Origin of the sequence: Chlorobium sp., assembly GCF_021740465.1 — a bacterium.
In the GTDB taxonomy this organism is placed as follows: domain Bacteria; phylum Bacteroidota; class Chlorobiia; order Chlorobiales; family Chlorobiaceae; genus Chlorobium.
Map to the genome: position 1 here is coordinate 1 of NZ_JAIOZR010000030.1, position 24,790 is coordinate 24,790.

At 54.4% G+C, this 24,790-nt stretch carries 24 protein-coding genes; 12 read left to right on the top strand and 12 right to left on the bottom strand.

Annotated features, from left to right (window positions below):
• The first annotated feature begins 161 nt into the window (after window positions 1-161).
• Complete coding sequence (locus tag K9G39_RS10465) at window positions 162-929, top strand: FRG domain-containing protein (RefSeq protein ID WP_292004870.1); 768 nt, start codon at window positions 162-164, stop codon at window positions 927-929.
• A gap of 162 nt (window positions 930-1,091) precedes the next feature.
• Here K9G39_RS10465 and K9G39_RS10470 read toward each other — a convergent pair whose 3' ends face one another.
• On the bottom strand, window positions 1,092-1,601 hold the full coding sequence (locus tag K9G39_RS10470; RefSeq protein WP_363319391.1) for an isoprenylcysteine carboxylmethyltransferase family protein: 510 nt from the start codon (window positions 1,599-1,601) through the stop codon (window positions 1,092-1,094).
• A 122-nt stretch (window positions 1,602-1,723) separates the two neighbouring features.
• Between K9G39_RS10470 and K9G39_RS10475 the strand changes: the two genes are divergently transcribed.
• Window positions 1,724-2,266 carry a hydrolase gene (locus K9G39_RS10475; RefSeq protein ID WP_292004892.1) on the top strand — a complete coding sequence of 181 codons (543 nt, stop codon included), beginning with the start codon at window positions 1,724-1,726 and terminating at the stop codon, window positions 2,264-2,266.
• Here K9G39_RS10475 and lpxK read toward each other — a convergent pair.
• Both lpxK and K9G39_RS10485 read right to left on the bottom strand, forming a co-directional pair.
• On the bottom strand, window positions 2,256-3,335 hold the full coding sequence (gene lpxK / locus K9G39_RS10480; protein WP_292004871.1) for a tetraacyldisaccharide 4'-kinase: 1,080 nt from the start codon (window positions 3,333-3,335) through the stop codon (window positions 2,256-2,258). The genes K9G39_RS10475 and lpxK overlap by 11 nt on opposite strands.
• Window positions 3,328-3,945: a DUF374 domain-containing protein gene (locus K9G39_RS10485; protein ID WP_292004872.1), complete on the bottom strand. Its 618-nt coding sequence runs from the start codon at window positions 3,943-3,945 to the stop codon at window positions 3,328-3,330. The genes lpxK and K9G39_RS10485 overlap by 8 nt, the downstream gene beginning before the upstream one ends.
• 190 nt (window positions 3,946-4,135) lie before the next feature.
• On the opposite strand from K9G39_RS10485, the gene purD reads away from it, so the two are divergent.
• From purD to trpC, 4 genes are all read left to right on the top strand, one after another.
• On the top strand, window positions 4,136-5,419 hold the full coding sequence (gene purD / locus K9G39_RS10490) for a phosphoribosylamine--glycine ligase (protein ID WP_292004873.1): 1,284 nt from the start codon (window positions 4,136-4,138) through the stop codon (window positions 5,417-5,419).
• Window positions 5,420-5,451: 32 nt separating this feature from the next.
• Window positions 5,452-5,883, top strand: coding sequence for a M67 family metallopeptidase (locus K9G39_RS10495; RefSeq protein ID WP_292004874.1), 432 nt, complete (start codon window positions 5,452-5,454; stop codon window positions 5,881-5,883).
• Between the two features lie 97 nt (window positions 5,884-5,980).
• Window positions 5,981-7,459, top strand: a complete 1,479-nt coding sequence (gene carB / locus K9G39_RS10500; protein WP_292004875.1) for a carbamoyl-phosphate synthase large subunit — start codon at window positions 5,981-5,983, stop codon at window positions 7,457-7,459.
• A 6-nt stretch (window positions 7,460-7,465) separates the two neighbouring features.
• Window positions 7,466-8,242 (top strand): indole-3-glycerol phosphate synthase TrpC, encoded by a 777-nt coding sequence (gene trpC, locus K9G39_RS10505; RefSeq protein ID WP_292004876.1) that lies wholly within the window; start codon window positions 7,466-7,468, stop codon window positions 8,240-8,242.
• Between the two features lie 39 nt (window positions 8,243-8,281).
• Here trpC and rpe read toward each other — a convergent pair whose 3' ends face one another.
• The 6 genes from rpe to pheA all read right to left on the bottom strand — a co-directional run bounded on the left by rpe (window position 8,282) and on the right by pheA (window position 16,003).
• Window positions 8,282-8,947 (bottom strand): ribulose-phosphate 3-epimerase, encoded by a 666-nt coding sequence (gene rpe, locus K9G39_RS10510; RefSeq protein WP_292004877.1) that lies wholly within the window; start codon window positions 8,945-8,947, stop codon window positions 8,282-8,284.
• A gap of 30 nt (window positions 8,948-8,977) precedes the next feature.
• Window positions 8,978-11,212 carry a sorting and assembly machinery component 50 gene (locus K9G39_RS10515; RefSeq protein WP_292004878.1) on the bottom strand — a complete coding sequence of 745 codons (2,235 nt, stop codon included), beginning with the start codon at window positions 11,210-11,212 and terminating at the stop codon, window positions 8,978-8,980.
• Window positions 11,213-11,229: 17 nt separating this feature from the next.
• Window positions 11,230-11,457, bottom strand: coding sequence for a DUF2795 domain-containing protein (locus K9G39_RS10520; RefSeq protein ID WP_292004879.1), 228 nt, complete (start codon window positions 11,455-11,457; stop codon window positions 11,230-11,232).
• A gap of 24 nt (window positions 11,458-11,481) precedes the next feature.
• Entirely contained in the window at window positions 11,482-12,249 is a 768-nt protein-coding gene (locus K9G39_RS10525; RefSeq protein ID WP_292004880.1) for a M23 family metallopeptidase, read from the bottom strand.
• An 83-nt stretch (window positions 12,250-12,332) separates the two neighbouring features.
• On the bottom strand, window positions 12,333-15,167 hold the full coding sequence (gene polA, locus K9G39_RS10530; protein ID WP_292004881.1) for a DNA polymerase I: 2,835 nt from the start codon (window positions 15,165-15,167) through the stop codon (window positions 12,333-12,335).
• Window positions 15,164-16,003, bottom strand: coding sequence for a prephenate dehydratase (pheA, locus tag K9G39_RS10535; RefSeq protein WP_292004882.1), 840 nt, complete (start codon window positions 16,001-16,003; stop codon window positions 15,164-15,166). Before pheA ends, polA begins: the two co-directional genes overlap by 4 nt.
• A gap of 120 nt (window positions 16,004-16,123) precedes the next feature.
• Here pheA and K9G39_RS10540 point away from each other — a divergent pair, with 120 nt between their 5' ends.
• The 4 genes from K9G39_RS10540 (at window position 16,124) to K9G39_RS10555 (ending at window position 19,156) form a co-directional block, all read left to right on the top strand.
• The gene (locus K9G39_RS10540) at window positions 16,124-16,876 is read left to right on the top strand and encodes a YebC/PmpR family DNA-binding transcriptional regulator (protein WP_292004883.1); all 753 of its coding nucleotides are present in this window, start codon (window positions 16,124-16,126) and stop codon (window positions 16,874-16,876) included.
• Window positions 16,877-16,882: 6 nt separating this feature from the next.
• Complete coding sequence (gene ruvC / locus K9G39_RS10545; protein WP_292004884.1) at window positions 16,883-17,455, top strand: crossover junction endodeoxyribonuclease RuvC; 573 nt, start codon at window positions 16,883-16,885, stop codon at window positions 17,453-17,455.
• A gap of 65 nt (window positions 17,456-17,520) precedes the next feature.
• Window positions 17,521-18,081, top strand: coding sequence for a CDP-alcohol phosphatidyltransferase family protein (locus tag K9G39_RS10550; RefSeq protein WP_292004893.1), 561 nt, complete (start codon window positions 17,521-17,523; stop codon window positions 18,079-18,081).
• A gap of 46 nt (window positions 18,082-18,127) precedes the next feature.
• Window positions 18,128-19,156, top strand: a complete 1,029-nt coding sequence (locus K9G39_RS10555) for a tetratricopeptide repeat protein (RefSeq protein ID WP_292004885.1) — start codon at window positions 18,128-18,130, stop codon at window positions 19,154-19,156.
• A gap of 95 nt (window positions 19,157-19,251) precedes the next feature.
• Here the strand turns inward: K9G39_RS10555 and K9G39_RS10560 are convergent, their stop codons facing one another.
• On the bottom strand, window positions 19,252-19,923 hold the full coding sequence (locus K9G39_RS10560) for a peroxiredoxin (RefSeq protein WP_292004886.1): 672 nt from the start codon (window positions 19,921-19,923) through the stop codon (window positions 19,252-19,254).
• A 258-nt stretch (window positions 19,924-20,181) separates the two neighbouring features.
• Here K9G39_RS10560 and K9G39_RS10565 point away from each other — a divergent pair, with 258 nt between their 5' ends.
• Window positions 20,182-20,658: a transcriptional repressor gene (locus K9G39_RS10565; RefSeq protein WP_292004887.1), complete on the top strand. Its 477-nt coding sequence runs from the start codon at window positions 20,182-20,184 to the stop codon at window positions 20,656-20,658.
• 201 nt (window positions 20,659-20,859) lie between these two features.
• On the opposite strand, the gene K9G39_RS10570 is transcribed toward K9G39_RS10565, so the two are convergent.
• Window positions 20,860-21,207, bottom strand: a complete 348-nt coding sequence (locus tag K9G39_RS10570) for a hypothetical protein (RefSeq protein ID WP_292004888.1) — start codon at window positions 21,205-21,207, stop codon at window positions 20,860-20,862.
• Window positions 21,208-21,389: 182 nt separating this feature from the next.
• On the opposite strand from K9G39_RS10570, the gene rnr reads away from it, so the two are divergent.
• Window positions 21,390-23,762 (top strand): ribonuclease R, encoded by a 2,373-nt coding sequence (gene rnr / locus K9G39_RS10575; RefSeq protein WP_292004889.1) that lies wholly within the window; start codon window positions 21,390-21,392, stop codon window positions 23,760-23,762.
• A 48-nt stretch (window positions 23,763-23,810) separates the two neighbouring features.
• Here the strand turns inward: rnr and K9G39_RS10580 are convergent, their stop codons facing one another.
• Complete coding sequence (locus K9G39_RS10580) at window positions 23,811-24,524, bottom strand: type 1 glutamine amidotransferase (RefSeq protein WP_292004890.1); 714 nt, start codon at window positions 24,522-24,524, stop codon at window positions 23,811-23,813.
• Window positions 24,525-24,790 lie beyond the last annotated feature (266 nt).

Genomic DNA, 24,790 nt, shown 5'->3' on the forward strand with positions numbered 1-24,790 from the left:
AGGGAATCAATAGCCTCATCCAGGCGGCCAAAGCACGGGCACGGGGTTACCGCACTACCAAAAATCTCATCAATATGATCTACCTGATCAGCGGGAAGCTTAATTTTGGCTTACCCACTTGAAATAGCGAGGAGCCAGTATTAAATAGTTGATTGATGAAGATGAATGAGAAAAGATTAAGTGGCTGGGATGATTTTCTTGATGAGATTTCGAAAAATCATAATGCTGCAACATCCGAATTTATGTATCGAGGTCAATCAAGCGAAAGTTGGTCTCTTCAGTCAACTTTGGAAAGAAAAACGGAATATAAAGAGTATTTATCTGAGCTCTATTTGAATGAGTGTCTTCGTATTTCTACACAAATAGAATCAGTTACAGGTAAAAAATGGGTACTCCCAACATTTGAAGAGTTACAGAAAGAAATTAAAACAATAAATGATGATCCTCCTTGGGTTCGCCTTCCTATGCTTGATTTTCTGGTGTATTTGAGGCATTACGGCTATCCGTCCCCATTGCTTGATTGGACGGAATCTCCTTTTATTGCCGCATATTTTGCTTATATAGGATCAGAAAAAGAGAATCCAGCTGTATACATTTTTAGAAAAAGGAATAGTCGTTCTCAACTTGATCATGAGCCAATCGTAACAATTCAGGATCGATTCCTGAGTACTGATAAACGGCACGTTTTGCAAAAAACACGTTTCACAATCGCTACCCGATATGATGAGGAGAGCAGAAAGATATTTTTTTCAGAACATGCCCTTGCTCTGGAAAATATAGGAGAGCTTACCAAGTTAATTCTTCCTGTAAAAGATCGAAAACCGGCCCTTGCATATTTGAGTGATCATTGTTTGAATCACTTTAGCTTATTTGGTTCTGAAGATTCTTTGATACAGTCGATTGCATTTCAAATATTTGATTTAAAGTAAACAACAGTCTGCATATTACGGTGCCTCTATTTATTGTCGTGAGAAGCCTGAGTGCAAGGCGGACGGAGCGCAGAAACCGGAATGTACATGTTAGTACATGAGGATTTAGAGCACCGCCCAACGCCGCAAACATGCTTCGGAACAAATAAATAGAGGTACCTTTCAGTAGATCCACGGGATAAACTTCCTTGTTTTTTTCGCGTAGTCGGCGTATTCCGGGTGCTTTTCGGTGAGCCACCTCTCCTCTTTCGACGCCTTGAAGCTGAAAAAGATGACTGCGACGAGGAGCAGCAGCAGGTGTGAAAGGCTTGTACTGAAAACCGCCCATCCCAGTGCAGCCAGAAGCTGGCTGCCGTAGAGCGGGTGGCGCACCAGGCCGTAGACGCCGGTGGTGACCAGCTGGTTGTGATCGACCGGGTAGGGGAGCGGGGTAAGGTACTCCCTGATATGGTGCGATCCCAGCCCTCCCAGAAGGAGTGCCGCGCTCCAGCAGACGGCGATAACCGCCCAGCGGAGAGGGGTGGCGCCGGGAGGAAAGGCCGCTTCTGTGTGCTCCGGCCAGACCGGAGTGGCGACGAATGTCGCCATGAGGATGAACTGCAGCACGACGAGGTACTCGCCGCGTTTTCCGGATTGTCGGGGGGCCGGTGTTTGTGTGTCGGTGTTTGTCACGTGGTTCGGTGTTTCTCTCTGCTTTGAAAGTTACTTTTTTGTAGTTTTATTTGTTTATTCGCCGGGGATCGCTTCCTTCAGGCGTCATCGTATCCGTCAACGTTATTATCCCGAAACGCATCATGATCGTTCCCAGTGAAACCCTTCTGCTTCTTATCGACATCCAGGGAAAGCTTGCCCAGAGCGTTCATCAGCCGGAGCTGGTGGAGACCAATATAAAAAAACTCGTCAGGGCCTGTGCTGTTCTCGATGTTCCGGTGCTCTACACCGAACAGTATCCCAAAGGGCTCGGTGCAACCGTAGCTTCGCTGAAGGAGCTGCTCGTCGATATCGAGCCGGTCGAGAAAATAACCTTCAGCTGCTGTGCAACCGAACCGTTCATGAAGCGCCTTCGCCTGTTCAAGCGGAACGAGATTCTCGTTGCCGGCATGGAGACGCATGTGTGCGTCTACCAGACCTCGGTGGAGCTGATCGAGTTCGGCTACAATGTGCATCTGGTCACCGATGCTGTCTCCTCGAGAAGCGAATCGAACCGCAATATCGGCATCCACTGCATCGAGAAGGCCGGCGGCAGCCTGACCAGCACGGAGATGGCGATTTTCGAACTGCAGCGTGTGGCTTCGGGCGACCGTTTCAGGGAGCTGTCGAAGATCGTCAAGGAGTGAGCCCTCTCTCCGTGTTCCGGGAGTGGATGGCGGCTTTCAGCAAGGTTTCGAGCGTTTCCCTTCCTTTGACGAACTCCGTCCGGATTTTCAGGTAGTAACAGGGTCGTACGGAGAGTATGGCCATGAGCTCGTGTTCGCCGAGCAGCCGATAGTAGTCTTTTTCGGTCGTGACCAGCGAGAGCGATTTCTTTTCGGCCTCCAGGAGTATCGGGAGCAGTTTCTCCCTCGAGTAGGGTTCATGGTCCCTGAAAAAGCGGTGTGCTTCGACTCTGATGCCCCGCTCCTGCAGGCTTAGGAGAAATCCTTCGGGGGAGCCGATTCCGGCAAAGGCCAGCATGCGCATGCCAGCGGTATTTTCTGCACACATATCGGCGCCGAAGGGTGCCAGTTCAGCTGCTTCCGTTCTCGCCTCTACTATCGGAATGCCGGTTTTCTTCAGGTCGATTGCTATGGCGTCGGCAATTTTCCGGTCGGTAATCTTGTTGAGCACCACGAGCCCGGCTCTCCTGATGTTGGCGAGCGGTTCGCGCAGCCGCCCTTCGGGCAGCATTCCGGCATTGAAATAGGCTTCACCGGCATTGATGACTACAATGTCGAGATCCCTTGCGATCTGGCGGTGCTGGAAGGCGTCGTCGAGTATGATGACGGAGGGTGGCTGCTCCCTGAAGCGCTCCAGTATGAACTTCACTCCCTCTTTGCGTTTTTCGGCAACGACGGTTATGGTGCCGGGATTTTTTGCGGCAAGCATGAGGGGTTCGTCGCCGGCTTCACGGCTGCCGCAGAGGATGCGCCGCCCATCGGCGACCATCACTACCCCTTTGGTGGAGCGTCCATATCCTCGAGACAGGAGCGCGGGTGTCTGGCCGATGGAGCGGTAGTAGCCGATGATCCAGTCGGCAAGAGGGGTTTTTCCGGTGCCTCCTGCCGTGATGTTACCGATGGAGATGACAGGCAGCGGGGCATGCCACGTTTTAAGGAACCCGCATTCGAACGCGAGGTTTCTCAGCCGGATCACTTCCCGGTAGAGGAGGGCTGCGGGTTTTCGCAGGAAATCCAGGGTGTCACTCATGGCTGAACTTTTCGGAGAGTTGCCGGGAGTAGCAGCGCAGTTCCTCCTCGTCGGCGAATTCGGGAACTTCGATGTGGTGCAGGGTTACCTTGACCCGGCTGAACGGTCTGGGGATTTCGAACCTGTCCCAGCTTTTCAGTCGCCACGCCGTGCAGTAGTGTATCGAGGCGAAGATGAGCGGAGAGCGGTTCTGGGATGCGAGGCGTAGGGAGCCGTATTTGAAGCTGTGGTGCGGTCCTCTCGGCCCGTCAGGGGTTATGGCGACCACGCCGCCCCGTTCGAGGGTTCCGGTGATGGCTTCGCGGACCTTTGCACTCTCTCTGGAGCTCGATCCCCTGATGAGCGAAAAACCGAGTTCGGCAAGCGTGCCGGAGAGCAGGGCGCCGTCTTCAGAGAGGCTTACCACCGCGCTTACGGGGCGGCTGGCGAAGAGTCTGCGGGCCAGCAGCCAGCCAGTGATCATCTTGCCGTGCCAGAACGCAAAAAGCGCAGCTTTCGCGGGCACAGGGGCCGATTCCGGGTATGAGGCGACGGATATTTTCAGGCTCCTGAAGAGCAGAGGAAGCAGGATCGGAAGCAGCCTGTGGTAAATGGAGCTCAGCACACTCATCTGCGTCTACCTTCGAATTGCTCGGTTTTTGGCATTCTTCTGTTATCCCGCGAAAATTTTTTAGTTGTTTTTTTTGTACATCCTGTTTTATATACATCCTTGCCTGCCGGAAAAACGATGGTAATTTAATAATCCGGGATTGATAAACCCTATGGTCACTTCTGGCCATTGCACTTATACCTCTAAAGCAATGAATGTCCTCATTATCGGAAGCGGAGCACGCGAACATGCCTTTGCTCGGGCAGTAGCCGCAAGCCCGCGGGTGGAAAGGGTTTTTGTTGCTCCGGGAAACGGGGGCACCGCCCTCATGGGAGGCAAGGTGTGCAATGTTCCGCTGAAGGCCGTCCAGCTCGACGAACTGCTCGTCTTCGCCCGTGAAAGCGGGATCGGCCTGACGGTGGTTGGCCCCGAGCAGCCGCTCGAGATGGGGCTGGTCGATCTTTTCCGGAAAGCGGACATGAAGGTGGTGGGTCCAGTTCAGGCTGCGGCAAGGCTGGAGTCGAGCAAGGTGTTTTCGAAGGAGTTCATGCGTCGCCACGGTATTCCTACCGCCGGGTATCGGGTGTTCGGTAGCAAGGAGAGCGCTATGGCCCATATCGGGTCGCTTGGCGAGGAGCATTTTCCTCAGGTGATCAAGGCGAGCGGCCTGTGCGCCGGCAAGGGCGTGATAGTGGCCGATGGCCGGAACGAGGCTCTTTCGGCCCTCAGGGAGATTTTCGACGACCGCATTTTCGGCAGCGCTGCCGATGAGGTGGTTATCGAGGATTTCCTGCGAGGCCAGGAGGCCAGCGTGTTCGCCCTTTGTGACGGGTGCCGGTATCGGCTCTTTCTTTCCGCCCAGGATCACAAGCGGATAGGGGATGGGGATACCGGCAAGAACACGGGGGGAATGGGTGCCTACGCGCCCGCGCCGCTCGTGACCCCCGAGGTGATGCGCAAGGTCGAGGAGCGCGTCATACGGCCGACCCTCGAAGGTATGGCCTCGGAGGGTTCGCCTTATACGGGGTTTCTCTATGTCGGGCTGATGATAGAGGGTGGGGAGCCTTCGGTGGTGGAGTTCAACGCCCGTCTCGGTGATCCGGAGACGCAGGTGGTGCTGCCGCTTCTGAAAAGCGACCTGTTCGATGCACTTCTGGCGAGTGTGGACGGGGGTCTCGATGAGGTGCCTTTCGAGATGCATCCCGGATCGGCGGCCACAGTGGTTGTTGCTTCAGGCGGGTATCCGGACGTGTTTGAAACCGGCCGGGTCATTACCATCGACTCCGGTGCCGAAAGCCAGGATGAAGTGATGATTTTTCATGCAGGCACGGTTCTCGACGACGGGCGTCTGGTGACCTCCGGAGGAAGGGTGCTGTCGGTGACGGCTCTCGGCCCGAACCTGAAGGTGTGCCTTGAGAGGGCCTACCGGGCTGTGGGACGGGTTCATTTCGACGGAGCCTACTACCGCAGGGATATAGGGGCCAAAGCGCTGTAACTCTTTTATCTTTTCATTCAATCGCTTGCCGTATGAAGCTACCCCGGCGCAAATTCGAGATTATTCAGGAACACGGTTTCAGGGAGCAGCCCTATGAGTGCTGTGGTTTGCTCGCAGGAAAAAAATATGTCGATCACCGGGGCAATATCGACAATGTGGTTCATGAAATCGCCCCTTGCCGGAACTGCCTCTATTACGGTCGCGAGCACGGATTCGAAATTTCTTCCACCGAGTATTACGATGTCGAGAGGGAGGCGCGTGCTCTCGGCTACGAAATTGTGGGTTCCTACCACTCGCATATCAACTCCCCGGCGGTACCTTCGCAGAACGACGTCGATTTCGCCAAACCCGGCCATACCATGCTGATCATTTCGCTTATCAACGGTCTTCCGAAAGAGGTTACGGCATGGCTGAGAAGGGATTCCGGAGGGTTTCACCAGGAGCCGATCAGGATTATCGAGTAGCGTTCCGCAGCCCGGGCAAAGTGAACGGAAACTCTCCTGAATATTTTGTACATTACGTTCGAAAATAGCTTACCAAGTCATAAACCCTGGGAAAACAGTGCCAAAGAGGGAAGATATACAGTCAATTTTAGTGATCGGGGCGGGTCCTATCGTGATTGGTCAGGCCTGCGAATTCGATTATTCGGGAACCCAGGCGTGTCGCGCGCTTAAAGAGGACGGCTACCGGGTTATTCTGGTCAACAGCAATCCCGCGACCATCATGACCGATATCGAGATGGCCGACGCGACCTACATTGAGCCGATAACTCCGGATTACGTTCGCAAAATCATCGAGAAGGAGAAGCCCGACGCGCTCCTGCCCACCATGGGAGGCCAGACAGCTCTCAATACGGCTGTCAGCCTTGCCGAATCTGGCATTCTCGAACGCAACGGCGTCGAATTGATCGGCGCGAAACTTAGGGCTATCCGAAAGGCCGAGAACCGCGAATTTTTCAGCGATGCGATGAAGAAAATCGGCCTTGAAATGGCCAAGGGCTTCTTTGTGCGCAATGAAAAGGAGGCGAGGGAGGCGCTTGAGGAGATCGGTCTGCCGATCGTCATCAGGCCTTCGTTCACGCTTGGCGGCACCGGCGGCGGTTTTGCCGAAACCAAGTCGGACTACTACGAAGCCGTGCGCAGGGGACTTGCCGAAAGCCCCATCAGCGAGGTGCTTGTCGAAGAGTGCCTGGTGGGATGGAAGGAGTTCGAGCTCGAGGTGATCCGCGATCTTGCCGACAACGTGATCATCGTTTGTTCAATAGAGAACGTCGATCCGATGGGTGTGCATACCGGCGACAGCATTACCGTGGCTCCGGCCCAGACGCTGACCGACCGACAGTACCAGGTGCTCAGGGACGCATCTATCCGTATTATCAGGGAGATTGGCGTGGAGACCGGCGGCAGCAACATCCAGTTTGCCATCAACCCCGAGAACGGCCGCATCGTGGTGATTGAAATGAACCCGCGCGTTTCGCGCAGTTCAGCTCTCGCTTCCAAGGCGACCGGTTTCCCTATCGCAAAGGTCGCAGCAAAGCTTGCGGTGGGCTATACGCTCGACGAGATTCTCAACGACATCACGAAATCGACGCCGGCCAGCTTCGAGCCGGTTATCGACTACTGCGTGGTGAAGATTCCCCGCTGGGATTTCGAGAAGTTCAAGAATGTCGATGCGCGTCTCGGCGTGCAGATGAAGTCGGTTGGCGAGGTCATGGCTTTTGGGCGCAACTTCCGCGAGGCTCTGCAGAAGTCGCTGCGTGGTCTTGAAATCGGTCGTGCCGGGCTCGGTTCCGACGGCAAGGATATCATGAACGTCGTAGATATGACCCAGCAACAGAAGATGTTTGCCAAGGAGGATATTCTCGAGAAGATAAAGGTGCCAAAAGCCGACCGGATGTTCTATCTGCGCTATGCCTTCCAGGCTGGGGCGACGGTCGAGGAGGTGCATCAGGCGACGAAAATTGATCCGTGGTTCCTCGACAACATCCGCCAGATCGTGGAGCTCGAAGCGGAACTCAGGGAACTTGCCGCCGCGGAGTAGTTTCCTATGACCTATCTTCAGAGGATACTCGACGAGAAGCGCGGTGAAGTTGCCGAACTGAAAAAACAGAAGCCCCTGCAGCGCTACCTGGAGCTGCAGGGTGACCTCCAGCCGTGCCGGGATTTCAGGGGCAACCTGAAAGCTTCGGGAGACGGCATCCGTCTTATCGCAGAAATCAAGAAAGCCTCCCCTTCGCGAGGAATCATCGTGCATGATTTCGATCCGGTCGCCATTGCACGTCGCTACAGCGAACTGGGCGCGGCGGCTTTTTCCGTGCTGACCGACAGGCTCTTTTTCCAGGGATCGAACGATTACCTCCAGGCGGTGAAATCAGAGTTTACGCTGCCTGTGCTGCGCAAGGATTTCATTATCGACGAACACCAGATTTACGAGTCGCGCCTGATTGGTGCCGATGCCCTGCTCCTGATCGTTGCAGCTCTCGACGCATCGCAGCTCGCCGATTACCTGCAGCTTGCCCTGGAAACCGGCCTTGCGGCTCTTGTAGAGGTTCACGACAGAAAGGAGCTCGACACTGCGGCCAGGGCGGGAGCTCGCATTATCGGGGTGAACAACCGGAACCTGAAGGATTTCAGCGTCAGTCTCGACACGTCGGTCGAACTCCGGCGACATTTTCCGGAAGGGGTGACGGCAGTAGCGGAAAGCGGTCTGAAAACAGCTGCCGATATAGCCCTTCTCCGGCAGGCATCATTTGATGCCGTGCTGATCGGAGAAGGGCTTTATGTGAGCAATGAGCTGCATACGGTTACCTGGCAAAAGCCCTGACTGGCTCCTGAGACCGCCGCCGGAAACCTGCTGCGGCGCTTATCGGCACAGTCCCCTGAGTTTAGCAGCTGTCGCTACCGGATCCTGAGCCTTGAAGAACGCCGTACCGGCAATCAGCGCATCAGCGCCGGCCCCTACCACAGCTTCCGCATTTTCTTCCGTTATACCACCGTCTACGGCGATCACCATGCCGGGGTTCATCCCGTTGCGCATGGCGTGCAGTTTCGCGATTTTTTCAACCGATGAGGGAATGAACTTCTGCCCGCCGAATCCGGGGTTGACCGACATCAGGAGTACCAGATCGAGATCGGGGAGAATGGATTCGAGGGTCGAAATCGGCGTTGCAGGGTTGATGGAAACACCGGCTTTTGCGCCGAGGCTTTTGATGTACTGCACGGTGCGATGCAGGTGCGGGCAGGCCTCCTGATGAACGGTGATCTGGTGCGATCCAGCCTTGATGAAGTCGGCGATGAAGCGGTCGGGATCGGTGATCATCAGATGGGTGTCGATGATCATCCGGGTGCAGGCCGTTACGGCCTGGATGATAAAGGGGCCGAAGGTGATGTTCGGCACGAAAACTCCGTCCATGACGTCGCAGTGCATCCAGTCGGCACCGGCTTTCTCGGCAAGGGCGACAGATGTGCGCAGATCGGTGAAATCCGCGGAGAGGATGGATGGCGCAAGAAGGGTGGATGTTCCGGACATTGCGGTTTGGTACTTAAGTGAATGAAAGAATTAAAATGCTTCTCCTATGCCGAAGTTGAAGGTGTAGTCGAGAGGGCTCCAGTCGAGAATCCTCCAGGCGTCCTGTTCGGCCGGATCATGGATTTTCCAGGCGAAATCGAAACGGAAGGGGCCGATGGGCGAGCCTACCCGCAGGCCTACACCGAAATCCCAGGCGAAATCGCTGAGGAGCGAGTCCAGGCTGAGACCGTAGGGGCCGCTGCTGTCCCAGATATTGCCGATATCGGTAAAGAAGGTTATGCCCGAGGGCTGACCGAACAGCTTGAAGAACTTCCAACGGTATTCGAGGCCGAGTTCCATCTTGATGTCGGCGCCGAAGTTCGCCGCGGCTTCGCTTGCACTGCTGCCGGGCCCGAGCGTGTTGAAAAGCCAGCCACGCATGCTGTTTGCGCCTCCGGCGAAAAACCTCCGCTCTTCGGGAGTGGTTTCGGCTTTTCCGTACGGCATCATCCAGCCGAGGTGCAGCCTTCCGGCAAGCTGTCGTTCAGGCGAGAGGTTTCGGGTGAAGCCGAGCTTGGTTTCGGCCTTGACGTACTGGGAGTAAGCGGTTCCGAAAATCTGCGGATCGCTGTCGGTGAACCCTGAATGGCTTCCGGTATCGATGAATTCGTCGATGAGCCATGCGAGGCTTCCCGACTCTTCAAGAAGCAAATCGAGGTTCCAGATGTTTTTTCCCGGTCGTGCCGTGCTCAGATTCGTGTAGTTGTAGCGGAGCCTGAAGGTTTGGTTGACGCGGGTTTCCAGCAGGCTGTCGATGCCTGCATCGACAGCGGCGTCGTTTGCCGGGTCGATGCCTATGTTTTCGGCCAGATCGGTTTTGAAGAGCTTTCTGAACCCTCTGAGCGAATCTTTCTGCACCCATTCGAATTCGAAGAAGTCGAAGCTGAGACGAGAAGATGGGCCGAGTTTCGAGCTGTAGGTGCCCCGCAGCAGCCCGTTCCGGCTGGAAAGCAGAATGGGCAGGGTAGACTCGGAATATTCGAGGTATGCCGAAAAGACGTTGTCCGGCTTTTTCAGCACCGGCATGACGAGACTGGTTTTCAGGCTCAGCTCGTAAGGGATGAACTTGTCGTAGTCCTCTTCCTGGAGATTATCGAGCAGGTTGTTGCTGTAGCTGGTCTGGGTGCCGAATTCGGTCGCGACCTTCAACTGTTCGGCTCCGCCGAAAAGATTCCGGTTTTCGTAGGCGAGCGAAGCTCCAAAGAAGAGCGATCCGTAGCGGTTGTCGACCAGCAGTTTCGGTTCGATCTGGTGTTTCGGCGCGGGCTCAAGGTGCACCGTGGTGAAGAGGCGCCCCTGGCGGACCGAGTCGGGCCGGACGATGATGGATGAAAAGAGATTGGTTTTGCCGAAGTTCTGCAGGGTCTCCTGCTCGAGGCTCTCTCGGGTGAGTTGGCCTTCACGGAAGGCCACGGCACTGGTGATGAGCTCCGGCCGTATTTTCTGTTTGCCGAAAATGATGCCCGGTATGTTGTCTGCGAGAAAACGGGTTTTCCCGCTGCTGGTGTCATTTCTTACCGGGTTGTGCACGACGGCGTTCACCGGCCCGTATACCAGCTTTTCCGGCAGTTTGATTTTGTAGAGAATTCCCGCGTTAGCGCCTACGGTGTCGACTTTTATGCGGATGCTGTCTTCGTGGAAGAAGGTGTACCCCTCTTCACGGAAAAAGGTCATGGTCCGGTCCCGTTCCCCGATGAGTTTCTCTACGGAGAAGTTTTCTCCTGTTTTCAGGATGCTTGAGGCGACGTAGCGTCCTTTAAGCTGTTCGTCGATGGCTTCGAGCCCGCTCCATGACAGCGAATCGATTCTGGCTGGTTCATTCTCGGTTATCGATATGAGGATATCGGTTTTGTGGCCGTTGTCACGGTATTGCATCGATGAGCGGATATCGGCGAAGAAATAGCCCTTGTAGGTATAGAGCTTTTTGATGATACCCAGATCTCTCTGGAAGTCGTCGGGGTTGAAGGGTTTTTTCGACTTTCCGAAAAGGCCGAGACCGAGGAATGATGATGGTTCGGCGGTGACGATGATTTGCCGGAGCTCTTCGTGAGGTACCGCGTTGTTGCCGGTGAAACGGATGGAGTTGACGTAGACGGCTGAAGAGCCGGGAGTGCCCGGTGCTTTTTCAGGGTTTTCCTGTGCGGAAGATGCCGATGCTCCGGTAAAAAAAAGGGCAACGACCAGAATACCGGCGATTGCCCTGAGGAGCGTTCTTATTGAAAACACACGGGAAGGTATTTGCTTCAGTTTAACAGCTCTTCGTCACCATAACAGAAATCTTCATCGGTAGGATAGTCGGGCCATACCTCGTCAATGCTTTCGTAAATTTCATCACATTCCGGCAGGTCGTGCAGGTTTTCGATAACCTGCTGGGGCGCCCCCGTTCTGTTTGCGTAATCGAGAAGTTCATCTTTTGTAACCGGCCAGGGGGCATCTGCTATATATCGTGCGAGATCCAGATTCCAGTACATAGTAAAGCGCTTGAATTAATCGGGTTAGGAGTTGCTGCCGTCAGCGTTTTCTGTCGGATGCTGTCGGGTTATGAACTTGTCGGGGTTGCTGTCGTCAAAGAAGTACGCCGCAGGATTTACCTTGACGTTGTTCTTGTGGATTTCGTAATGGAGATGAGGGCCTGTAGAAACGCCGGTATTTCCGGACAGGGCGATGATTTCTCCTCTCGTCACCCGCTGTCCCTGACGGACAAGAGAGCGGGAGAGATGCGCGTAAACGGTCTTGAAGCCGTAACCGTGGCTGACGGTGACTTTCTGACCGTACCCTCCATCATAACCTGAAAAGGTAACGATTCCATCGCCGGTCACATGGACCCTTGAGCCTTCGGCAGCCGAGAAATCCGTTCCCGAATGAAACAGTACCCTGTTGTAGACCGGGTGCATGCGCATGCCGAATGCGCTGGTGACGCGGCCGTTGACCGGTTTGATGTTGGGTATTGATGAAAAATAGGGACGGTTGTTCTTCTCTTCAGGCTCGGCGATCTCCTCATCGCTCTCTTTCTGGCGGTCGATCTGGAGGATAAGATGTTCGATCATCTCTTCGGTGGAGGCCAGAAGCCCTTCAGCTGATTTTTCTACGTCGGGGGCTCTCTCTTCGGCCCGGAGGACGCTGGAGAACGGAATGGTGAAAAAGCAGATAAAAACCAGAATGGCTCTCACCAGGCGACTGCAGTCCGGAACAGTCGTTCCCCTTGCAGTCTGCTTTTTGCCGCCGTGCCCGGCCGGGCTGAAAAACAGTTTTGCTGAAAACATGCAGTGCAGGATTGATTGTCCGGTCAGGTAAGCCTTTTTTTAATTGAATAATATATAAAAACTTTTTTTTATAAATCAACGCCCTAATGAGCCTCCAGCCAGTTTTTTCCCGTGCCGGTATCGACCTCTACCGGAACCATATTGATGCCGCAGAACCTTGCTGCTTCAATCATGGCGGTTTCGACCAGAGCCTGCAGCCGCTCTTTTTCGGCAAGGGTCGTTTCAAAAAGCAGCTCGTCGTGGACCTGCAGCAGCATCACCGATTTCATGCCGTTTTCCCTGATCCGCCTGCTGCAAAGGTTCATGGCGCATTTGATGATGTCGGCGGCGGTTCCCTGAATCGGCGTGTTCATGGCTGCCCGTTCGGCGGCTTTCCGGCGGATGGAGTTGCGGCTGTTGAGGTCGGCGATGTAGCGGCGACGTCCGAGCAGGGTTGTTACATACCCGTTGCGTTTTCCTTCGGCGATAATCTCCTGCAGCGCCAGGAAGAGTCCGGGATATTTCGAGGTGTAGACTTCGATAATGGCTTTTGCCTCTTTCTGCGTTATGTTCAGCCTTCTGGAGAGACCGAACGGCTGAATGCCATAGAGCACGCCGAAGTTCACCTCTTTTGCCTTGCGTCTCATGTCGGGTGTGATTTCCGGGGTGTTGAAGATGACCCTTGCCGTCGCGCTGTGGATATCCTCTCTCTGGCGGAATGCTTCGATGAGTTTTTCATCGCCCGATATTTCAGCCGCAATGCGAAGCTCGATCTGGGAGTAGTCGGCCGAGAGAATCAGGTTTTCCGGATTCGAGGGAATGAAGGCCCGGCGGATCTCCCTGCCTGCAGGAGTTCGTACCGGAATGTTCTGCAGGTTAGGATTTGACGAAGAGAGCCTTCCTGTGGCGGTGATGTACTGGTTAAAAGAGGTGTGCAGCCGACCCGTTTTCGGGTTTATCATTTTCGGCAAAGCGTCGATGTAGGTGGTTTTGAGCTTCTGCAGGCTCCGGTATTCGAGCAGGTCGCCGGCAACCGGGTGGAGCGGGGCGAGCTCCTCGAGCACCTCTACGTTGGTGGAATAGCCGGTTTTGGTGGTTTTTTTCGTCGGCAGCTCCAGTACTGAAAAGAGGATATGCGAGAGCTGTTTGGGCGAGTCGAGGTTGAAGACCGAACCGGTTTTTTCGTATATGCGCTCTCTGAGTCCTGCAATCTGTGCGTTGACCAGTTCTGCGCAGACGGCAAGATGGGGTGTATCGATGGAGATGCCCTGATATTCCATCCCGGCAAGCACTTCTACGAGCGGGAACTCGATGGTATGGCAGAGGCTGAGCAGCCTTTCATCTTCCTGCAGTTTTCCCGCAAAGACTTTCTCGAGCTGGAGTGCGATATCGGCGTCCTGACACGCATAGTCGGCAAGCTGCCGGGGTGGAACCTCATGGATGGGTAATCTTTTTCTTCCCTCGCCGGTCAGTTCGTCGAAGGTGGTTGTCTTGACACGGAGGTGGCGCGCCGCCATGTCGTCGAGATTGTGTTTGCTCTCGGGGTCGAGCACATAGCTTGCCAGCATGGTGTCGAAAGCCACCGGTGAGAGGGATATGGCGTAGTTTTTCAGGACAAGCAGGTCGTACTTGAGGTTCTGGCCCGTTTTGCCGATGGCGGGGTTCTCCAGGGCCGGTTTCAGGATGTCGAGCGTCGAGGGGATGTCAAGACCCCCTTTGCCGAAATAGACGAAAAAGGCCTCTTTCGGCCTGAGGGAGAACGAGATGCCGGCAAGTTCTGCCTGAAAGGTATCGAGACTCGTGGTTTCGGTGTCGACGGCAAAGGTTTCGGCCCGTTCGAGTTTTCCGGCCAGCTCCCTGACCCCTTCAGCCGTTTCGATCAGCCGGTAGTCGGCCCCTTCGAGCGGGGAACTGAGTTGGGGCTCCGCGTCGGAAGCCTCAGGATTGGCTTCGTGAGCGGACAGATTTTCCGGAAGAGCGGCGATGCCGGGAAAAACGGTCGGCAACCGTGCGGCGACGGCTTTGAGTTCGAAGCGGCTGAGCAGCGGTATGAGGCGTCCCTCCCGGGGGGGTTTGCAGGCAAGGCTTTCAAGTTCCAGTTCGATATCGAGGTCTGTGTTGATGGTAACCAGACGCCGGATGAGATCGAGCTGGGGTTTGAAGGCTTCGAGGCTCGCCTGTGTTTTAGGAGGGAGTTCACCGATATGACCATAGATATTGTCGAGCGTGCCGTACCTGAGCAACAGGGATGCAGCTGTTTTCGGGCCGATTCCCCTGGCTCCGGGAATATTGTCGGAAGTGTCACCGGTAAGGGTGAGCAGGTCGATGAACCGTTCGGGTTCGACGCCGAACTGCTCCCTGATTTCGTTTCTGCCGAAAGGTTCGAGCTCGATCTGTTTTTTCGACGGCTTGAGCATGGTTATGCCGTCGTGAACCAGTTGGGCGAGATCCTTGTCGGGCGTAACGATATAGACGCGGCAGTGCGGGGCAAACTTTCTTGCCGCCGATCCTATGAGGTCGTCAGCCTCATATCCGGGCATTTTGATGAGTGGTATCTCGAAGGCGTCTATGAGCTCGATGATCGCCTCGATCTGCACGAGCAGATCTTCGGGTGGGGAAGGCCGGTTGGCTTTATAGGGTTCGTACAGGTCGTGACGGAAGGTTTTCTCGCGGCTGTCGAATGCGACGGCGAGATAGTCGGGGTGCCAGGTTTCGTAAATTTTCAGCAGGGCGGAGGCGAAGCCGTGCATGGCGCCTGTCGGGATGCCGTTTCGGGTTTTCATGCCGGCCTGCTGGAGGGCGAAGAATGCCCGGTAGACCAGGGCCATGCCGTCAAGCAGGAAGAGCTTCGGCTTTCCTGCCGGAGTCTCCCTGGGAGCGTCCGGATCCGTACCGGGGTTTTCGGAAGTGAAAAAATCGAATTGTCGCGGGCTTGTCATGCGATGACTCCATAACTGCCGAGAACCTTTACCATGGTAGCGAACTCACCGAGGTGGCGGAGGGCGTTTTCGACGTTCGGTTCATTCCTGTGTCCGATGAAGTCGATGTAGAAGAGGTATTCGAAAGCTATTTTACGAAACGGACGCGATTCGATTTTGGTGAGATCGATGTCGCGCAGTGCCAGAGTGGCCAGGGCCTTGAAAAGCGAGCCCTGTTCGTTCGGCAGGGTGAACACGATCGAGGTTTTCTGCTGGGCGGTTTCGGGCAGTTTTATCATGTGTGGCGAAACCGGATTGTCGGCATGGGTGATGCAAAAGAACCGGGTGATATTCCACTCTTCATCGGCAAGGTTTTCCTCAAGGATTTCAAGGCCGTATAGTTCGCCGGCGCGTTTCGAAGCGATCGCGAGTTTTGCCGGGTCTCCTCCGGCTGAGATGATTTTCGCGCTTCCGGCGGTATCATAGGCTACTTCCGCCCTGAGGTTTTTATGCGTGCTGAAGAAATTTCGGCACTGGGCAAGCGCCTGCGGGTGCGAGAGCACTTTTTCAGCCGAATCGGCCGATGAACCATGAAGTCCCAGCAGGCAGTGTTCCACCTTGACGAACGTTTCGGCTACAATGACGACCGGATGCTCGAGAAGGAGGTCATAGTTGTGGTGGATGCTGCCCCCGAGAGAGTTTTCGATCGGGATGACCGCGTAATCGGCTTCGTGGTTCTCAACAGCGGCAAAAACCTCGTCGAAGGTTTCGCAGGGTTTCGGTTCGCCGAGCCTGAGCGCGGCGATTTCGCTGTATGCTCCGGGTTCACCCTGGTAGGCGATCATCCAGTTTGTCATTCTTTGTTCTTGTAGTTAACTTGCGGCAAAAGCCGTTGAATTTGTCTTTTCTGAAAGAATATAAGTCTATTATCGAAAACGGGTGTACTCCCCGGAATTTTAAATCAGTGATTTTTCATCATGTCAGGACACAGTAAATGGGCGACTATCAAAAGGAAGAAAGCCGCTACCGATCAGAAAAGAGGGAACCTGTTCACCAAGCTGGTAAAAGAGATCACCATTGCGGCCAGAATGGGCGGCGGCGATCCTTCAGGAAATCCGCGCCTTCGCCTCGCTATCGATACGGCCAGAATGAATTCCATGCCGATGGACAATATTCAGCGGGCGATCAAGAAAGGAACGGGCGAACTTGAAGGGGCCAGTTACGACGAGATAACCTACGAGGGGTATGGCCCGGCGGGAATAGCGCTGATTATCGAAACCGCAACCGACAACCGTAACCGTACCGTGGCCGAAATCCGCCATATCATGAGTCGCAATAACGGTTCTCTTGGCGAGAGTGGCAGTGTCGGCTGGATGTTCCATCGCAAAGGATCGATCGAGGTGCTGAAAACCGCTGCTGAAGAGGATCGCCTGATGGAGCTTCTTCTCGATGCCGGTCTTGAAGATCTCGACAGCGATGATGAAGCTTACTACACGGTGCTCTGTGATGTTCGGGATATCGAGGCTGTAAAAAAAGCCCTTGAAGATGTCGGGATCGCCTATGAAAACGCCAAGATCGATCTTGTTCCGGAAAACTATATCGAGCTCGAAGCCGACGACGCCGGCAAGGTGATCCGGCTGATCGATGCGCTCGAGGGCAATGACGATGTTCAGGCGGTCTACAGCAATATGGAGATCAGCGAAAAGGCCATGAACACTTTGAACGGGTAGCCCCGGATGGTGGTGATCGGGGTTGATCCCGGCAGCCTCTTTACCGGGTATGGGGTAATCCGGCAGGAGGATGCGGATTTTCATGTGCTTGCATGCGGCGTGATCCGGCTTAACTCCCGCAGGACACACGCCGAAAGGATAGGGGAGATTTACCGGAAGCTCGATGCGGTGATCAGTGCGCACAACCCTTCGCGGGCTGCGATCGAAACCGTGTTTGTAAGCAGAAATGTCCAGTCGGCGCTGAAACTTGGCCAGGTCAGGGGATCGGTTATCGCTCTGGCAGTGAATCGGCAACTTGAACTGGTGGAGTATGCCCCCCGCGAAGTGAAGGCTGCGGTTACGGGAAGAGGTTCGGCCAGCAAGCAGCAGGTCGCCTTTATGGTGCAGCGGATATTGCAGATTCGGCAAGCCCCTGAAACCAACGATGTTACCGACGCGCTCGGTATAGCGCTGTGTGATCTCCTTAAAACCGGAAACGGCGCCTGCGCGGCAGGGGCTGCTTGCGCTCCCGGTGCCGGAAGCCGGAAGAAGAACTGGGCGCAGTTTGTTGCGTCGCGTCCCGATATGATCGTGCGTTGAGAAATGAGCTGCCGGCCGGAACGGCGGGCCTTTGCGGTGAATATGTGAATAAAACTATACAACTTGTGGAAGGTCATATCGTCAATCTGCCGAATTTTCTCAGTCTTCTGAGGATTTTCCTGATACCGTGGTTTCTCTATTATTATCATGCCGGAAACCTGACGGTAGCCATTATTCTTATGGTTGCTGCGGTGCTGAGCGACTGGTTTGACGGGCGCGCGGCACGCTGGACCAATGATGTTTCCGAGATGGGCAAGATTCTCGATCCGCTTGCCGACAAGCTCTGCCTTGCAAGTGCCGCCCTGTATTTTCTCTGGGTCGGCAAGCTTCCGCTCTGGTTCGTTCTGTTCGCCATTCTGCGCGATGTGCTTATTTTCTCCGGGGCGGCCTATATTCGCTACCGGCACAGCGTGCTGACGACGTCGCTTTGGCCGGGCAAGTGGGCCGTGGGGTTTGTTTCGATGATGTTTATCAGCATGGTCTGGCCTCATCCCGTTTTCCAGCGCTACCCGATTCAGGAGTTTTTCATGTACCTTTCCGTGCTGATGCTCTCATACTCGTTTGCGGAGTACTGCGTGAGATTTTATCGGATACAGAAATCGGGCAACGACGGCAGTGCGCAGTGAATGCAGGGCCGAAAGGGGTCGCTGCCTTATTGCTAACGAGTTTGCGATGAAAACGTCAAGGCTTTTTTTGCTGCTCATGCTCATGCTGCCGATCGCCGTCGGTAATGTACTTGCTGCCGGCGGCGACGCCGCCATGATAAAAGCCTGGCTGCAATACCGTAAAGGCAATTATTCCGGTGCGGTCGAGGCCTACACCAGGGTGATCGAGAGCAATCCGCAGTCTGCTGAAGCCTACAATAACCGGGGATTGTGCAAAGCCGCCCTGGGGGATTATGACGGGGCTGTGGCCGATTACGGCAAAGCCCTGAAATTCGATTCAGGCATGGCTGCGGCCTACAATAACCGGGGGCTTGCCAGGGCGAAAGCCGGCCGTTATAGCGAGGCCATTGTTGATTACAGCCAGGCGCTGCGCATCAATGCGGTTCTGCCGGAGGTGTACAACAATATCGGACTGGCCAGAGTGGCATTGGGGGACCATTTCAGCGCCCTCGACGAATTCAACAGCGCGATCTCCCTGAAGCCGTATTATCCCGAAGCGCTGTTCAACCGCGGACGGACCCGGCAGCAGCTCTCGAACCACAAAGCCGCGCTCCGGGATTTTCTGATGGTAATCTCCTACAATCGCAATTATGCCCAGCCCTACTACTACTGCGGAATCTCCCGTTCAGCTACAGGCGATAACAAGGGCGCTATCGGGGATTTCAGTCGGGCGATCTTACTTGCTCCGGGTTATCATGAAGCGTATGCCGCAAGGGCGGTCGCTCGTATCAGGACCAACGACTTCAGGGGTGCGCTCGATGACTACAACAGGGCGATCGAACTGCAGGCCGGGAGTGCCGAGCTTTTTTACCGGAGGGCGCTGGTGAGGGTAAAACTATCCGATTATGCAGGTGCCGAAGCCGATTGCTCCGAGGCTCTTGAAAAAAGGAAGCGGTACGGCGAAGCTTATTTTCTGAGAGGTATCGTGCGCGGGGAGCTTGGCAACCGGAAGGGAATGCTTTCAGATCTGCGCCTGTCTTCCGAGTCCGGTTACGGCGAGGCCCGCAAGCTGCTCAAAAAGAGGCGGAACAGGTAAACGGCGGTTTTCCAACCGCACGGTCGAACATAAAAAAGCCGGAAAAGCATGACGCTTTCCCGGCTTTTTTATGTTCGACTTCCGTCTTTTCTGGTTCAGAGCGCTTTGTGGCAGAACCACCAGTCGTAGCAATCGTACTGGGACGGACGTTTTTTTGCGTCCTCGATATTGTTTGCCGGCGGGATGATCACCCGGTCCTTGAGAAGGGTGTTCGACGGCCAATTTGCCGGCATGGCGACCTTGTTGGCGTCGGAAACCTGCAGAGCCTTGACGGCTCGGACTATTTCGTCGATGTTCCGACCGATTTCCTGCGGGTAATAGAGAATGAGGCGTACCTTTCCTTCAGGGTCGCCCACAAAGACCGCTCGGACGGTGTTCGACCCTTTTCCCGGATGCAGCATGCCGAGCTGCATTGCTATACGGTCGTTGGCCGCAACGATCGGGAAGGTGATTTCGGTGTCAAGGTTATCCTTTATCCACTCTACCCACTTGATGTGTGAAAAGACCTGATCGACCGACATGCCGACGAGCTTGCAGCCAAGCTTGTCGAAATCAGCCATACGTTCCTGGAATGCGTGGAACTCGGTTGTGCAGACCGGGGTGTAATCGGCCGGATGGCTGAAGAGCACAAACCAGGAACCTTTGAGATCCCCCGGGATGTTCATCGGGCCGTGGGTGGTCTGCACCTTCATTTCCGGGAAATCGTCTCCGAGAAGCGGCATGCCGGCTTCACTGTAATAGTACTGGTCTTCGAAATGTTCTGACATGTTTGTCATCTCCTTTGTTTGTGTTTTTGTTTCGCTCTTTCGTACTTCTTTTTTTTGTTTACGGAAATAATGTAGATTTATTCCTAAATAAGAACAAATCTTTTTTAGGTTTTTTTGAAAATACCTGATGGCGGCAATTGAATCACTGAGGAGAGTTGTATATTGTTAACATGATAAGAATAGTCCTGTTTTATTCCGAAGCGGAATCCTTTTGTCTGAAGCAGGCGGGGGGAACCATCCGAATTACTGGAGTCTGTTATGATCACCATGAATGACGTCGTTGGTGATGCCGATCGCTTTGTTGCGGTATGCCGGGACCATAACCTGAAAATTACGCCACAGAGAACGGCCATCTATACCATGCTGCGCAATTGCCGCGACCATCCCTCGGCGGATCAGGTTTACCGATTGATAAAAAAGGATTTTCCAAATATCTCTTTCGAAACGGTCAACCGTACGCTGCTGATCTTTGCATCTATCGGGCTGATTTCCATCGTGGAGTCGACCTCCGGTGTGCGGCGCTTCGATCCGGATTTGAATAGCCATCACCATATGCACTGCATCAGATGCGGCAAAATAATCGATTTTCAGCATGCGGGTTATGACGCCCTCGAGGTTCCCGAAGCACTTTATGAAGAGTTTCCCGTACTCGCCAAGAGGGTTGTGCTGCATGTCATCTGTCCTTCCTGCCTTCAGTCGGGCGAGGAAGGCTCGGCTGGAGGCGTTGTCGCATAGGCTTTTTCTTCAGAGAGAAGGGTATACCCTCACGCATCTGTGCCGCATTTCGATTCACTCACCCATGCGGTGCAAGGAATCCTCATCTCCTATGGCGCACCTTCCGGTTTTTCAGGTCACGTTTTCGCTTTTCCGCCCACGCTTCCTAATGGAGCTTCTGGCCGAATTGCTCACGACAGCCCATAATTGTGGTGATGCCTATTATGTGCCGTGGCCGCTGGGGCGTGGAGGGGAGTCGCGGTGTTTCAGTTTTTGACACCACAGCATCGACATGCCAGGTGTTTTGCCGCTATTGTTTTCATACCGGCACCAGGTTCCGGTCATGAGATTATTCCAGAGGGCGGAATCCTCAACCTGTGGAATTTCCTCTCCGTTTCGGTAACGGGTAACGGCAGGGTTTTCGGCCATCCAGACTGCGCTTCCGATCGATACGGTGCTGAGGTCGGCCTCTGGGTTTTTTGGGGCGGTTGCGGCCGTCAAATACGGCAGGAGTATGGCAAGAACAACGAAAAGCCCAGTCTCAAGGGTATATTTGTGGGTTCTTTTCATTATGTTAAAGTGTTTTAAATGATGTAATGAAGTTGGTTTCGGGGTGTTATCCGGAAAAAGACATAGTGTCCGCTTCGTATTTCGGATCTTTGAAATGGATAACGCCTACGGTTTTTTTTGGTTTCTTACGAGCCGGGAGCGGCATGAACGGCAGAACGTTTTAATATAAACAGTATCCAATAGTGGCAAGACAGCGTCATAACCGTAAACCCGGAGCATCCGGTGACAGGAGAAGCCGGCCGGCACCCCTTACCGGTGACAGGGTAAGACCCAACGATCATATTCTGATCAATGAATTTCTTTTCAAGAGGGGTGAAAGTTCTCTTGCGGCCGAAATTGTAAATTTTCTGGCCGATCACGACGGCGAGCGGTTCAGATCCGTCGATCTTGCCCGGCAGATGGGGTATACGGAATCCCGTCAGCTTCCCGGATTCTGGTATGTACTGCACAAGCTGCAGGAGGATGGGACGCTCGACAAGGACTCGAACCGCTGTTACGGCATGCAGTGCATGGAGCCGGCCACCTATGAAGACGTGCTCGAGCATACCAGGCAGTTTCCCGCTCCGGGCAAGGAGCAGTTCAAGGTCGATCAGACATACTCCGGACGCATTTCGACCCATCCCAACGGTTACGGGTTCATCGATGTCGAGGGTTTCGACGACGACATCTTCGTAAAGGCCGTGGACATGAATTCGGCGATACACGGCGACGAGGTGGAGGTTGTGGTGACAAAGGTTCCCGAGACCTACTCTTCGAAGTCCACTCCCCACCAGCGGTGCGAGGGTATCGTAGTCAGTGTCGTGAGCCGGAGGGTGACCTCCATCGTCGGCACCCTGATCCGCGCGAACCGTAAGTTTACCCTCAAGCCGGATGAGCGCAAACTGCTTCCGGAGATCATCGTTCCGATCAAACAGGCCTCCGGTGCTGTGGACGGCCAGAAGGTGCTGGTAGGCGATCTGGATTTCCGCAAACCGGGCATCATTCAGGCGCGCGTTCTGGAAATTCTGGGCTCAGCCGGCGATTCGCGGGTTGAGGTGAGCGCGATAGCCCGCAATCACGGCATCGACGAAACCTTCGACGCCGAGCTGGTCAGCCATGCCGAAACCATCAGGGAGGGCATTACCGATGCCGATCTGGCCGAACGGCTCGACATGCGCGATAAAACCGTCTTTACCATTGATCCTGTCGATGCGAAAGATTTCGATGACGCACTTTCCGTCGAGACGCTCGAGGAGAACCTGTACCGTATCGGTGTGCACATTGCCGATGTTTCGCACTATGTGCCGGAGAATTCACCCCTCGATCGGGAGGCCATGAAGCGTGCCACCTCGGTCTATCTTGTCGATCGGGTCATCCCCATGCTCCCTTCGCGTCTTTCCGAAGAGGTGTGCAGCCTCAACCCCGGAGTGGACAGGATGGCTTTCAGTGTGTTTTTCACCATGACCGCCAGTGGAGAGGTCAAAAGCCATGAGTTTCATAAAACGGTCATTCATTCGAAGCGGCGCTTTACCTATGAGGACGTTCAGGAGATCCTGCTCAACGGCAAGGGTGATTACGCTTCGGAACTGCAGCTGCTTGAAAAGATCAGCATTGAGCTGCGCGAGGAGCGCTTTCGGCACGGAGGCCTGGATTTTGAAACCGAGGAGGTGCGTTTCAGGCTCGGCAGCAAGGGAGAACCTGTAGAAATTATCAAGAAAGAACGACTTTCAAGCCACCGGCTCATCGAGGAGTTCATGCTGCTTGCAAACAGAAAGGTCGCCGAGTATCTCACGAAAACCTTCCGCGAACGCAAGAAGAATGCTCAGCCGGTAATCTACCGGGTTCATGACTCGCCGCAGCAGGAGCGGGTGCTTGTGCTTGCGAACTTTGTGCGGAAGATCGGCTATTCGCTCAAGCTCAACAGGGAGAAGAACGGGCCGGTGGTGACAGCAAAAGCTCTTCGGCAGCTTCTGCAGCAGGTGCATGGCTCCAACGTGGAGTTTCTGGTAAACGAGCTGGTACTTCGCTGCATGTCGAAGGCTATCTATACCGATGAGAATACCGGGCATTTCGGGCTTGGATTCGAGCACTATACCCATTTCACTTCACCGATCCGGCGTTATCCCGATCTGGTTGTGCACCGCCTGCTCTTCGAGTACGAGTACCTTCGAACAAAGAAGAAGAAAATGACCGAAAAGCGTCTTGGCGAGTTGCAGGAGAAGATTCGGCAGACCAGCCGCATTTCTAACGAGAGAGAGAAAGGTGCCGTCGAGGCAGAACGGGAATCGATCAAGCTCAAGCAGGTCGAGTACATGGCCAGCCATATCGGCAGGGTTTATCCCGGAGTCATTTCAGGCGCTACGGAATACGGCATTTATGTGCGCATGGTGGATTTTGCCATCGAAGGCCTTGTACATATGCGCAATATGACCGACGATTATTATGAGTATGACGAAACCACCTACTCGCTTGTCGGCAAGCGCCGTAAAAAAAGGCTGCAGATCGGTCAACGGGTAAAGGTGAAGGTGCATACAGTCGATATGCAGAGAAGGACGATCGATCTTGTCATAGAGTAGCAGGCTATCCGAAAAGGGTCTGAAAGCCTCTGTATTGCCGGTTTTGCTTCAGAGAATTCCGGCAATGTGGAGGAAGTTGTGCATCACCAGCAGCCCTGTTGCTGTGTACTCCTTTCTCACCGCCTCGAACTGCCTGGCAAGTTCCGCGCCGTCCATTTTCCCGAGATCACGATCAAGCCGGCACCACTCTGAAAGCATCGCTGGAGTCAGTTCAAAATGGCACTGCAGGCCGTACGCATTGCTGCCGATCCGAACGGCCTGATTTATGCAGTGTTTTCCCCGGGCCAGCAGTTGCATGCCAGCGGCAAGCTTCACGGTTTCGCCATGCAGCTGAAAAACCCGGAATGTCCGGTTCATGTTTCCGAACAGCGGATCTTTTCTGCCTTCGTCGGTAAGCTCAACAAGGAAAGGCTCTCCTTCATGATCGAAAAAACCTGTCTCCCTGACCGGGCTTTCAACAACGCTTCCTCCTCCGGCCTTTACCAGTACCTGCAGTCCGAGACAGATGCCCAGAACGGGCAGTCCTGCCTGGAGCGCCCTATTGGCCTGTTCGATTTCCTGCTGCATCTGCTTTGTTGTATCGTTTGCGCTCTGCGGTCCGCCGAGTATGATAAGGGCGTCGTAGGCAAGGGGGTCGGGGAAATGGCATCCTGTCGAGAGATCTACCGTTTCCGTGATGACGGAGCTGCGCTGCAGCTCCGTTTCAAGTAACCCGGGGCCTTCATGAGCGATATTTTTGACAATCAGGAGACTTTTGCCCATGGTGTCAGGGTATAAGGATGTGAGGTTGAGGATGCTCGAGCCGAAAAATGGATTATGGTTGCCGGATCCGTTTACAATTTCAGGGTTTTCTGCATGTTCTCCATCTCTTCGATGCTCAGGAGGAAAGTTTTTTGGCTCCTCGCTGTTTCAAGTGGGTGATGATATCAGAAGCGTATATTGTGGTGTAACCAACTAAGCCAGTAACCAGTACGCTCATGAACGACCTTACCCTTTTTCAGATGGCCTTGGGACTTGAGTCCCCATGG